This window comes from Tannerella forsythia, assembly GCF_003860135.1.
In the GTDB taxonomy this organism is placed as follows: domain Bacteria; phylum Bacteroidota; class Bacteroidia; order Bacteroidales; family Tannerellaceae; genus Tannerella; species Tannerella forsythia_A.
Map to the genome: position 1 here is coordinate 55,210 of NZ_RQYN01000010.1, position 12,711 is coordinate 67,920.

Consider the following 12,711-nt stretch of genomic DNA (forward strand, 5'->3'; position numbering starts at 1 on the left):
ACGATGGTGCTTATCACAAAAGATATTGTCGGGGAGTTGACGTCGTATCTTGCGTCGCATCAACACGACCGGACGTATATCCTGACCGATACGAATACACGAGATACTTGTCTGCCGCTTTTGGAGCCCGTACAGAAGCTCAGGCAGGCGGAGGTCATTACGATCGAGCCCGGAGATACGCATAAGGACATCGAACAGGTTGCCCGAATTTGGACGATCCTCTCGCGAAGCGGCGCATCCCGCCATTCTCTGCTGATTAATCTCGGCGGAGGGATGGTGACCGATCTGGGCGGGTTTGCAGGAGCTACGTTCAAACGCGGGCTGCATACGCTTAATATCCCTACGACGCTCATGGCCGCGGTCGATGCGGCCGTAGGCGGGAAAACGGGCATTAACTTCGACGGACTGAAGAACGAGATCGGGGCATTCTACCCGCCTGATGCCGTGCTGATCGATACGGTCTTCCTGCATTCGCTCGACCGTGACAATCTCCTCTCCGGCTTTGCCGAGATGCTCAAACACGGGCTGATCAGCGACGAAAATCATCTGAACAGCCTCCTCGCGTTCGAGATCGAGGGGAGAAAGATCGACATAGAACCACTGCACGCGCTGGTCGAGACTTCAGTGGCTGTCAAAGAACGCATTGTTCACGAAGACCCGAAAGAACTGGGCATCCGCAAAGCGCTTAATTTCGGCCATACCATCGGCCATGCACTCGAGAGTTTGTTCTTTGCCAAGCATCACCCGATCCTCCATGGTCATGCGGTGGCCGCCGGCATGATTTGCGAACTGTATCTCTCGCATAAACAGTGCGCGATGTCTGTCGAAGTCTTACGGCGGACGGTGAATCTGATCCGTAGCGGATACCCCTCGCTCGCTTTCGACTGCCACGATTACGAAGCCTTGTACGAGCGCATGACCCACGATAAGAAGAACGAAGGAGGACGTATCCGTTTTGTGCTCTTGGGAGGGGTCGGCGATATCCGTATCGATCAGGAAGTGGACAAGAAGCGCGTCTTCGAATCGCTCGACTTCTACCGCGAGACGGTAGGGCGGTAGAGGGTTAGAAGCTCAAGGTCAGTGCTGAGGTGAAAGTATTTCGAGCGCCTTTCAGATAAGGAGAGTTTCCGAGCAAGTATAGGATGTTGTAATCGAATGATAGGTACAGTAGGCTTGTTCCGAACTGTTTGCCGATTACGGCGTGCAAATTCGTGTAACCACGATCCGTATGATAATAATGAGATAACGGAACAGCCACATCGGTTGTAAAGATGTTTATTTGAGAGTCCGGATAAGTCAATGTGGAGCGCGGGACTTCCAGCCCTTGACGAAGATGATATGAGATTCGATAAGAGGAGCGTACGACCCGCTGCTGTCCCCACATGATGCTTGCTTCCGTGCTGTTTATGCGGAAAAGATGTTCGGACGACCCGTCGGCTCGTCTTTCCGACAAACGGTTGAGGGTTATCCCGTAACAATCTGTTCGTCGGGGATTGTGTTTTACATTCATCCAAGTCCTTAATCCGAGATCGGTATGATTGTATACATAGTTTTTTTGTCCTTGGAGGATGTTGTTCAATTTGTCGAAGCCTTTTGCCTGATACAGAAAGAAGAAGGATCCCCATTTTATCTTGCCGCAGGGTGACCATGTGCTCCCCAATGCTAAAGATGTTTTATGTACCGTATACGTTGAAAGCAGACTGCGGTCGACATTCGTGGTACGGCTACGGCGTATGCTGTCTTGTTGGCGGTCGTAGGCCAAGCGTCCCCATACAGTCATCGTGTTGCTTAACCGGCTCTCCAGCTGCACGCCGATGTGCTGGGCGTAGAGATTCGCTTCTAAGTCTCTGTTCTGAAACTTTTGTGTCTTCCGATTGATTCCGAAGCCCATAAATTCATAAGCCATTTTATCGAGGCGTATCGGGCGATCGTTATCTGTATTTCGATAGGCAATGTTGTTGTCGCGTGTACCATAGCCCCACCCGCCTTCGACGGTCAGAGAGAGTTTGGGAAGTCTTAATCCGGCATATAAATAGTAATGTGAGCGAAAACTTTCGGCCGACGGACGCGGATCGTTTGAACGGGTGCCTTTGAAATAATGTATGGATGCGGAGGCTCCAACCACAAATGATAGGAAGAGATCGATATTAAAATTCCCGTTGATATCGTATATTTCCGTTTCCCAGTTTCCTTTTTGTGGTGATGCAAAATAATAGGGCATACCATCACGAGGCTTTTCACTCAAGAGCCATTGTACGCTGTCGGAAAAGGTACGATGATAAGCGAACTCCCCGTATACCTGCCATCGTTCGGCAGAGTATAGCCCGATGGATGTCAATGAAACGTCGCGAAATTGTTCAGGCATCTGCACCTTTATCAGTTCACCCGATGCATATTGATAGGCTAAAGTTGTATGACCGAAGGAGGATCGTGGAAGCAATCTTACACTCATCGGTGTTTCCATCGTTCTTCTGTACACCTCATTCCGCAACGAATGGGTCATCACGGAATGCGTGATACTGTCGACAGCCTCTGCCTCCACGTTCGATGGGCAGAGGCAGAGCGCTGTGAACAGGATGATATAAGCAGTGTATCTAAACATGTTTTTATTTGGCCGGGGCAAATGCACGCGGCTCGGCTTTGATGGTCAGAAAATCAATCCCCGAATTGTTGATGTCTTGAAGCACACGGCGATTCCCGTCCATACGACTGATCTTCCGTGTCAGAGCCAAAGACGTATACTCTCCTTCCTTCACATATGCGTATCCGGCATCGTCTTTCTTTTGTATCGCCTTGGGAGAGACATACCCTGTCGATGTCGGAGAAATCACTTCAACCGCATCGATCAGATTAGCGTTGGGGATTTGGATAAACTGGCTTTTCGAGCCCTTTTTGGGATCTATCGCAGGATAGACGAATATGGGAAGTTGTGAAGGTGAGGGATGACGGAACAGCACGTAACCCTCCTTTCCATTACTCGATAAACGCATTGAGGTGTTGTTACCCTTGTGAATCAGAATTAAATCCGGCACATTCGGATTGGTAAGTGCTTTGGTACGCTCGTAGGCACCTTCGAAATCGGCTTTACTCAGGTCTACTGTCAGTTCGGGTGAGGCTACTTCTACGACGGTACCTCTCATATTCGTGTATTTCGATTTGAAGTTTGTCGCAAAGCGTGCGATGACCAGACTTTCACCCGGTTTTACCGGATGTTCTTTTCCATTGCCGGGTATCATGAACAGCATGCTTGCATAGTAATAGTCGCTGTTAGCCTTCTCTCCCAGCGTCATGCCTTCGGCTTTACTCCAGTCGTAACGACCGTCTTCAGTATAATAGTAGCGTTTGTCTTGTGTTGGATGGCCGTTGCCGTAGCGGTTCATCGTGGTGATGGCAATACATAAGCTGTCGGCATACAGTGTTTTGTTCGAGTTATTGTATATTTCAAAGAACTGATCGTAATCACCGGCGGCTTTTTTGCTGTCGGATCCGCCATAGTACAGCGTCTTGAATACGAAGTTTTCGGTTGTTGAAGTGCTCAGCACCAGATCGATTTCTTTTATCTTTCCGGGTTCTAACTGCATGCCCGACTGGGATGCGGAGAAAAGCACTGTGTTTTTATTCGCATCCTGCCCGGTTATGTTTTTATAATTTTCGTTCGACATGGAGTAGGTTGCTGTAATATCATAGATATCAACAGGCAGTTGCTTAAATTCTACCGGCAGGCCTTTCTCCGAGGTGGCGGTAGATTCTTTTCCTGTACTTACATTACGTAAAACAATCGTTACTTTACCGAGCGGAGCCTTCGCATATTCGGGTGCGAGTGACACATTCACTTTCATCGCTGCAGATTTCACTTCCGGTGTATCTTCCGTTCGGTCGCACGAAGTCATAAAAGATGCGGCAAGGAGCATAACGATCCATACGATACCGCCATTCATTAATCTAATTGTTTTCATTGTGAGTTTTGTTTATATTTAAATTTTATAAGAAATATCCATGCTGATAGTAGGGGCTTGGTTAAAGTATCTTCTGATACCGTCCATTTCCGTATATGGGCGATAATTGAATATATTATAAATATAGCAGGACAGCCTGAGCTTTGATCCTAGCTCTTTGGATACGCGCAGATGGCAATTCGGAATCAGAATAGGCTGGCGAATGCTTAAGGGTTCACTGTATGATAATCTTAAGTATGCCCATTTGGGGTCTTGCGCCTCGTTACCTTCAAAACGAACCATGTTAAAATTCCGGTCATAGTAACCTACCGGATAGATGCTGTAGCCAAAGCGGTGGTAGTGACGAAGCCAGAAGTTTTGAAGACGGACATTCAGAATAAGTCCTATCACGGAGATATGTTTCGTTAGGCTTACCGTGGAGACCAGTTCATGGGTACTGTTTTTGATCGGGCCATAAATGCCTGCCACAGCTTCTTGCTCCATATCGACCTTCCCACTCGAACGATCGCCTTTCGAATAATAATAACTGTAGTTGTAGACAAGCGAATAGTTGCATGACAGTCCCAATGGTTTGATCTCGTCGATATTGCCGACAAGTTCTATTCCGCAGTTGCTGCTATAGAGACGATTTTCCGGTTTGTAGTATGAGTCAATGTATAATTTACGTTCTCCGTCAGGAGTATACAGAGGCCTGCCGTTAGGTGCATCACCGGTCTTTTTATAATATTGCACATACATGGTATCAATAACCGTCAACGAACTGATGCCGTCCTGGTCGATCTTCAGATATCCTGTCAGCGAGGTGTTGAATCCTTTGGTACGATATGTTACTCCGGATTCGAAGCTGTGGGTATAAGGCGAACGCAGGTTCCGGTTGGTCGGGTCGATCACTTTGGTCTGGTAAAGATAGAGCCGTTTCTGATATTCGTCGTGATAATGAGAAAATACGAGACGGTCGAAATAGACATTCTCCGGATATAAATAGGCAGTTGGGGGAATTTTATAGCTGATGCCGTAAGCTCCGTTGAAGCTTAAGTTGTTTCCGATAAAGTAAGTGCTACTTACGCGCGGGCTGATTACGAAGCGATTTCTTTGTGTCTCCAGACGTAAACCGCCTGTAACGGAAAGATGATGTTCTCCCAAAGGTAGTGTCATTTTATCCTGTAGATAGGCGCCGTATTGAAGGAGTCTGATACGGTTTTTGTAGTCATACGATCGGTCGCCTCGCCCCCCGATTCCTCCGTCGTGGAAAGGATGTTCCGGGTCAAAGATTTTGCCTTTTCCCAGATTCGCTTCATACTTTCCAAATAATCCGAAACTTACGAGATGAGTACCTTCTTTCCACCTCATGGATTTGCGTCCTTCGATATTCGCGTACCCGAGCAGAGGGATACCCTCTATTTCTAGTTTGGATACATAGCGAGGCGGAGCAATATCCGTTTCATGAAGACCGGAGGTATAGTCGTCCGTTATAATTCTGCGTTCAAAGTTCTGGATGTATTCTTCGTGCATGTCATACTGACGACTGAGAGAGAAAGAGGCATTATAATCGATTCTGTCGAGGAAGGTGCTCGGAGGCTGAAGGGTTCCTCGGATGGCGAGTTTGACCGCACTTTGTTCTGTCTTGGTGCGGTTCAGTACCTCGTCGGGATCATTTTTCAGCCCGTCGATATTCTGCGATAAGTCTATGGATAAGGTATTGTCCCATTTCAATGGGGCATTCAGGGTCTTTGTCCATGTGGTATTAAGCGCTAGTCGTGAATTGGTTTTCAGTCGGTCGCGTTTATCCTTTGTGCTGCTTTGATAATCGACATGGAAGTGTAGCAAGCCGTATTTATTACCGAGTGAAAGACCTTTTCCGGCGGAAGCATTCAAGATGTCATATTGTACTTTTACCGATCCGTAGAGAGGGGTAATACCTGCACGACGGTTAATGATTACGGCGCCATGGCTCAGGTCGCCGTATTTTACGGGAGCCACCCCCGAGATAATCTCGATGCTTTCAACCGACGAGGCCGGCAGTAGGCGAAGGTCATTTCCGTTGGCTACATGTTCGTTATTATCCGTATTGAAGCGGCGATCGAACATTTTAATTCCGCCCCATTTGCCGTAACTGTCGAGCTGCATGTTCACATTATTGGAGATTGGCGTGCCGTCTACGATAAAGGCGATGCCGAAGGCGGCGTTTCGTGTGAAATCATTAATTTTCGATCGGTTGTATATGTCAAGCGGATTTTCGGTAGCTCCGGACAGTGCCGAACGAAGGGTCAGAAAGCTTGTTTGATGGGGATCGATGTTCAAGATTGCCTTGCCCGGTAAAGCTTGCATCACGTCGGCCAGACTGTATGCCTGTATATTATCGATACTATTGCGGTTGATGACGATCGAAGAGTTCGACTGCCTCGATTCCCTGACCGCATTAACTTGGACGTCCGGAAGGTACAGGTTCTCTTCGTTCAAGATGAACGTCAACGTTTTTCCCGAAGCGATTTGTTCGGCCGTCAGACTTTGGTTGAGGGTTACTTTGCCTATATATGATATTCTGATGTTCGTACCTTGACCTTTCAAAAGGATACTGCTGAGTGAGAGCATACCTCCTTCGTCTGTCAGATAATACTGGTCGAGACGCTCTACAAATACGGATGCATAAGGCAATGGCTTACCATCCTTATCATTTATCTTGAGAATAATACATCCGTTAGTTGGTGTTCCGGAAATAAGATCGAATGAACATAACAGCAACAAAAGCCCTGTAATCATCCAATAGCGTCTACTTCCACTTTGTTGAAATATATTCATGAAACAATTTTTTCTTCTAAAGAACTTAATCAGGCAAATAAAAATTGGCACAAAATTAAATGCCCGCCTTGCAGTGTAAAATCCCCAATATTGGGGATTTTTTTAAGCTGTATATCCCTAATATTGGGTAGGCGGGTTTTGCTTTACTCGTGTTTCTGGAGACTGAAAAACTTGATTTGCGCCTGTAATGATAAAGATATTATGATCATTCTAAATCAGGAAATCGTGTCAGCCGTTAAAATTGTGATTGCTTAATGGTTGTTTCTGGTAAGAAGGAATTGAATAGCATATCTAAAGGCATGTTGTGTTCAAATATCCTCTTAACGATTGTGATGTTATGAAATGAATTAAAAGTTTTGCTTTTTGCTTAATTTCGGAGTTTTCAGGAATGAGAAATTGTATATTTGCACTCTGTTGTTAGGAATGTGATGGGTGTGTACTTGTTTATTCAGTGGGACGTAGATCCCGAAATCGTGAATCTTTTCGGGATGATCTCCATCCGATATTACAGCCTGTTGTTCGTATCGGGATTAATGCTCAGTTACCGGATCGTTCAAAGGATGTACAAAAGAGAGGGGCTCCCTTCGGAACATTTATGGCATTTGGCCACGTATATTTTTATCGGAACGGTAGCGGGCGCGAGATTAGGCCATTGTTTATTCTATGAACCGGGCTATTATTTGTCTCATCCCTTAGAGATGCTGTTGCCTGTACAGTGGATTGACGGTTCTCTTCGCTTTACCGGCTACCACGGATTGGCCAGTCACGGTGGTGCCATTGGGGTATTGTTGGCCATTATGGCTTACGCGAGAAAATATAAAGAAACAATTTGGGCAGTCTTGGATAAAATAGGTGTGGTTGCCCCCTTAGCAGGAGCATTTATTCGTTTGGGCAATTTGATGAATTCCGAAATCATCGGTCATCCAACGACTGTGCCGTGGGCCTTCGTTTTCCGGCGTGTCGATGTGCTACCGAGGCATCCGGCACAACTATACGAGGCCATTGCTTATCTCATTATTTTCGTTATCGTCTATGGATTGTATCGAAGGAAGAACACAAAGGCCGACGGCTTTCTATTTGGACTGATGCTTGTTCTTCTGTTTATGGCTCGCTTCCTGATCGAATTTCTGAAGGAGCATCAAGTCTCGTTCGAAGAAGGGTTGCCGTTTGATATGGGACAAATGCTTAGTCTCCCATTTATCTTTTGCGGCATATTTCTTATGTTTCTGAAGAGAAGCAGTAACTTGTCTCGGGGAAGATAAAGCACTTTTACTATAAGTGAATCTCATTAGTCGTATAAACTGATACGGTACTTGGGCTGTTATATCATAATAACTAGCCCCGCGTACCGTACCTGAAACAACCTTTTCAGTCCTTTTGGGGAGGGAAAAACTTGCGTTCGAGGGGGTAGGAAACCAACAACCCGATTCCTCCGAAGAGCAGCACGCATGCCGTAAATGACATTTCAAACAGTTTACGATCAGGCCACTGGTTCATGTCGTATCCGGCGTTGACAAGCATCGTTTGGACCATGACGCCGATCAACAAACCGACTCCGACTCCGATCAACAGGCAACCGACACGTAACGCCGTAAACGAACGTTTGAGTACATCCTTATCCGGCAGTTCCAGATCTCCTACTACATTCATTTTTTCGATCATCAACAGCCGTTCTTTCCGCCGGGCGTACAATCCGATCAACTTATACGTATAATAAAACACGATCCATACAATAAAAATAGGCACTAAATCAGACATATTGTTAAAATTTAAATGATAAATAATTCGTTTGCCCTTTTTGACGTGGGTCCCGAAAAAAGGTTACACTCTGCCCGATTTTTTTTATTTTTGCAGCCGGTAACTGTAACCTGCCTCTCCGATGTGCGTCAATAGTGATATGGAACGGTTGAGCGACATGGAATATGTTGAAAGGGTTCAGGCAGGCGATGCGGAATGTTTCGCTCCGCTGCTGGAACGTTACAGTCAGCCGGTTTTTTCGTTATTGATGCGGATCGTAGGCAATCGCGAAGACGCGGAAGAATTGACTCAGGATGTGTTTTTGAAAGTATTTCGTTCGCTTTCCTCGTTCCGAGGTAACAGTAGCTTCGCGACGTGGCTCTATCGCATTGCCTACAACACGGCTGTTTCGGCGACACGTCGGACGAAGCGCGAATGGATGTCGTTCGACGATTCGGGTATGGAACGCGTGGCGGAGGAGACATCGGACAATGAGGCGGACGAAACCCTCAACGAGGATCGCTTACAACGGCTTGAGCACGCATTGGACCGACTTCGGCCGGATGATCGAGCGCTGATCCTGCTTTTTTACAAGCAGGAAAAGACGATGGAGGAGATTGCGGAGATAACGGGGCTGACGCTGTCGAACGTGAAAGTGAAGATACACCGTATCCGCAAGAAGTTAATGGATGGCGTAAAAAGCAGAGAGAATTGAATGATGGAACGAATGGAAAAAGACAGTTTAAAAGAATTATTTGCCCGGCTGCCGGACAAGAACCTTTCGGCGGGCTTTCAGTCCCTCCTCATGGAACGCATCCGGCAGGAGGCGCATCTTCGTGCCGAACGCCGCAAAGAACGCCTGAACCTGTTGGCGATCGGTGCTCTGATCATCTTTCTCCTTGGCGCACTTGCTGTCCTGTTTTTCTTCTTGGGCATTTCGTGGCAATGGCCACAGTGGCGGATGTCGCTCCCCGATATGTCTACTTTCTTCTTCTACGCATACATCGGGACATTAGCTTTCGCCCTCTGGATGGGCGATGCTGCTTTGCGGAGATATTACGAGAAAAAACATCGGCGCGAGAACGCCTGAAAAAAATTGAAATTCAAAGTTTTTCTGACCTAAGCGGATTCTTCTTCGAAAAAAAGCATTATCTTTGCCCCACTTTTTCGGATTATTTTTAGTGAGTAATAAATAGATTGTCGAACTTTTAATTAAAAAAACGGAGTATTAACTTTAAAATGGAGAATTTAAAAAACATTGTCCCTGACGAGAACTTCAATTGGGAATCGTACGAAAAGGGGGACTTGAACACGGAGGTAAAAAAAGACGAACTGGTCAAAACCTACGATGAAACCTTGAGTACCATGAGAGACAAGGAAGTCGTAATCGGAACGGTTACTTCGCTCAACAAGCGTGAAGTAGTCGTTAACATCGGCTTCAAGTCGGACGGTGTCGTACCGATGTCCGAGTTCAGATATAACCCGGATTTGCAGATAGGAGACGAAGTAGAAGTTTATATCGAAAATCAGGAAGACAAAAAGGGACAGTTGATCCTGTCGCACAAGAAAGCGCGTGCAGCCCGTTCGTGGGATCGTGTCAACGAAGCGCTTGAAAAAGACGAAATCATCAAAGGCTACGTGAAATGTCGTACGAAAGGCGGTATGATCGTCGATATCTTCGGTATCGAGGCGTTCTTGCCCGGCTCGCAGATCGATGTGAAACCGATTCGCGACTACGACGTATTTGTCGGCAAAACGATGGAGTTCAAGATCGTGAAGATCAATCAGGACTTCAAGAACGTAGTCGTATCGCATAAGGCGCTGATCGAGGCCGAACTCGAACAGCAGAAGAAAGAAATCATTTCGAAGCTCGAAAAAGGTCAGGTACTCGAAGGTACGGTCAAGAATATCACGTCTTACGGTGTATTCGTCGACCTGGGTGGCGTAGACGGGCTGATTCATATCACCGACCTCTCGTGGGGACGTGTTTCGCATCCGGAAGAGATTGTTCAACTCGACGAGAAGATCAATGTCGTAATTCTCGACTTCGACGACGAGAAGAAACGCATTGCCCTCGGTCTGAAACAGCTGACCCCGCATCCGTGGGATGCCCTTGATCCGAACCTCAAGGTGGGTGACAAGGTGAGCGGTAAAGTCGTGGTGATGGCCGATTACGGAGCTTTTGTAGAAGTGGCTACGGGCGTAGAAGGATTGATTCACGTTTCGGAAATGAGCTGGACACAGCACTTGCGCAGCGCACAGGACTTTATGAAGGTGGGCGACGAAGTAGAGGCCGTGATCCTTACGCTCGACCGCGAAGAACGCAAAATGTCGCTTGGTATCAAGCAGCTGCGCGAAGATCCGTGGGAACATATCGAACAACGTTATCCGACCGGATCGAAACATACGGCCAAAGTGCGTAACTTTACGAACTTCGGGGTATTCGTTGAGATCGAAGAAGGCGTAGACGGACTGATTCATATTTCCGACTTATCGTGGACGAAGAAAATCAAACATCCGAGCGAATTTACACAGATCGGCACGGACATTGAAGTGCAGGTGCTCGAAATCGACAAAGAGAACCGTCGCTTGAGCCTTGGTCACAAACAATTGGAAGAAAATCCGTGGGATGTATTCGAGACACTCTTCAATGTAGGCTCCGTGCATGAAGGTACGATCATCGAGATGCTGGAAAAAGGCGCGGTCGTTTCATTGCCCTATGGGGTGGAAGGATTTGCTACGCCGAAGCATTTAACGAAAGAAGACGGATCGTCGGCCGTACTGGACGAAAAGTTGCCGTTCAAGGTCATCGAATTCAACAAAGATGCGAAACGCATCATCCTTTCGCACAGCCGTACTTTCGAAGACGAGCAGAAAGGTTCGAGAGGCGGTGACAGAAAAGCGTCGAAGCATGTTGAGTCGGTAGCTAATCCGGTGATGGAAAAGACCACGCTGGGGGATATCGAAGAGCTGGCAGCCCTGAAAGAAAAGCTGGGTGAAAAGCCGTCAGCCGCTTCGGAAGAACCGAAAGCCGAATAACTTTTTTTAATCATAGGTTTTATATTGAAAAGAGGCTGTCTCTCGATTTTGAGGCAGTCTCTTTTTGTTAGTCTGTAGCTTAGTAAGAAACGAATGGCGTCTCTACAACATGTACCACGTATAACCATTGTTTGATTGTCAATGGTTATACGTCGTCAACAATTTACGGTTGTCTTTTAAAAAAGCGCTACGATGCTTCGGGCGTTTTTCCCGTGCGACGGGCTATGACGGCATTCATGTCGTCGATCACCTTTTCGACTACGGCCGCGAACGAGGCATACTTGGCTTTGTCGACCATGACCATCGTGTCGATATACGTGAGCAGTCGGCCGTTAATCAGTTCGAGCAGCGTTTTTCTGATCTCGGACGCGTTAAGCCCTTCGGCGCCATGTGCCAGATGCGTTTCGTAGGCGATGCGCTTGGCGGTGAAATCGGTTTGTGCCGTGCGCAGGGCGGCAATCGCTTCGGGCATTCCTGCCAGCGCATCGATATGCAGCTTGGCCTCGGCGGTCGAGAGATCGAGCAGCAGGGATTCGATAAGCGACGACTCGGAGGCATAGTTCTCGCGGGTCATTTTCATGCCGTACTTGGCGAAGATGGTCCAGAGCGCCACGGCCGCTTTGCTTTGTGCCGGCAGGGGCAGGGCTCGGTATCCGCGGATAATGTCGCGCAGGTCGCGCACACGATCGTCACGCAGGGCATCGGCCGAGTCGAGTTCGGACAGGGCACGGTCACGTTTAATCGCTTCCGTAATGCCGTGCGATTGGGTACGTATCTCGCCGAACGTAGCGGCAAGAAAAGGATCGGCTGCAAGAGCCGGTTGCGCGTCATAGACGGCAATCAGACGGTCGGATACGTCGTCCACCTCGGTGGTACGAGCGGAATAATTAAGTTTTTTCATATCATTCACTATTTAAAAATAAAACGTTTCTGTTTCTATCTCTTGAGAATTTCATCCCTTCCGAGAGGCTGTTTTTATTTTTTGCAACGTATCGAATAGCGCTTAAAGGCTGCCACATCGTGTTTGAACGAATTAAGAGCTGTGAAAAGACCGCTGCATGTTGTTTTAACATTCTAAGTATTCTAAAAAGCCTCCCTCATTTTGTTGGTATTGTTAAATTCATATAGTACTATTATCTTTGCTGAAAAAAACTATGGATTGTCCAAGATGTGGAAGCAT

General features: G+C 47.2%; 10 protein-coding genes. 5 read left to right on the forward strand and 5 right to left on the reverse strand.

Annotated elements, in window-relative coordinates; genetic code table 11:
* Window positions 1–3 precede the first annotated feature (3 nt).
* A complete protein-coding gene (gene aroB, locus EII41_RS04400; protein WP_124789577.1) occupies window positions 4–1,059 on the forward strand; it encodes a 3-dehydroquinate synthase in 1,056 nt (351 codons plus the stop codon).
* A gap of 4 nt (window positions 1,060–1,063) precedes the next feature.
* On the opposite strand, the gene EII41_RS04405 is transcribed toward aroB, so the two are convergent.
* The 3 genes from EII41_RS04405 to EII41_RS04415 are packed head-to-tail and all read right to left on the reverse strand — an operon-like array spanning window position 1,064 to window position 6,755.
* The gene (locus EII41_RS04405) at window positions 1,064–2,602 is read right to left on the reverse strand and encodes a DUF6850 family outer membrane beta-barrel protein (RefSeq protein WP_124789578.1); all 1,539 of its coding nucleotides are present in this window, start codon (window positions 2,600–2,602) and stop codon (window positions 1,064–1,066) included.
* A 4-nt stretch (window positions 2,603–2,606) separates the two neighbouring features.
* Window positions 2,607–3,956, reverse strand: a complete 1,350-nt coding sequence (locus EII41_RS04410; RefSeq protein ID WP_260425476.1) for a DUF4876 domain-containing protein — start codon at window positions 3,954–3,956, stop codon at window positions 2,607–2,609.
* Window positions 3,957–3,974: 18 nt separating this feature from the next.
* Window positions 3,975–6,755 (reverse strand): TonB-dependent receptor plug domain-containing protein, encoded by a 2,781-nt coding sequence (locus EII41_RS04415; protein ID WP_124789579.1) that lies wholly within the window; start codon window positions 6,753–6,755, stop codon window positions 3,975–3,977.
* A 428-nt stretch (window positions 6,756–7,183) separates the two neighbouring features.
* Between EII41_RS04415 and lgt the strand changes: the two genes are divergently transcribed.
* A complete protein-coding gene (lgt, locus tag EII41_RS04420; protein ID WP_124789591.1) occupies window positions 7,184–8,017 on the forward strand; it encodes a prolipoprotein diacylglyceryl transferase in 834 nt (277 codons plus the stop codon).
* A gap of 106 nt (window positions 8,018–8,123) precedes the next feature.
* Here lgt and EII41_RS04425 read toward each other — a convergent pair whose 3' ends face one another.
* Window positions 8,124–8,513, reverse strand: a complete 390-nt coding sequence (locus EII41_RS04425) for a DUF6249 domain-containing protein (RefSeq protein ID WP_124789580.1) — start codon at window positions 8,511–8,513, stop codon at window positions 8,124–8,126.
* Between the two features lie 139 nt (window positions 8,514–8,652).
* Here EII41_RS04425 and EII41_RS04430 point away from each other — a divergent pair, with 139 nt between their 5' ends.
* The 3 genes from EII41_RS04430 (at window position 8,653) to rpsA (ending at window position 11,531) form a co-directional block, all read left to right on the forward strand.
* Window positions 8,653–9,207 carry an RNA polymerase sigma factor gene (locus EII41_RS04430; protein ID WP_124789581.1) on the forward strand — a complete coding sequence of 185 codons (555 nt, stop codon included), beginning with the start codon at window positions 8,653–8,655 and terminating at the stop codon, window positions 9,205–9,207.
* Window positions 9,208–9,582, forward strand: a complete 375-nt coding sequence (locus EII41_RS04435) for a hypothetical protein (RefSeq protein WP_124751489.1) — start codon at window positions 9,208–9,210, stop codon at window positions 9,580–9,582. It abuts the gene before it with no gap.
* Between the two features lie 149 nt (window positions 9,583–9,731).
* Window positions 9,732–11,531 (forward strand): 30S ribosomal protein S1, encoded by a 1,800-nt coding sequence (gene rpsA, locus EII41_RS04440; protein WP_124789582.1) that lies wholly within the window; start codon window positions 9,732–9,734, stop codon window positions 11,529–11,531.
* A gap of 187 nt (window positions 11,532–11,718) precedes the next feature.
* Here the strand turns inward: rpsA and EII41_RS04445 are convergent, their stop codons facing one another.
* Window positions 11,719–12,432, reverse strand: a complete 714-nt coding sequence (locus EII41_RS04445; protein ID WP_124789583.1) for a DUF6261 family protein — start codon at window positions 12,430–12,432, stop codon at window positions 11,719–11,721.
* Window positions 12,433–12,711: the final 279 nt, after the last annotated feature.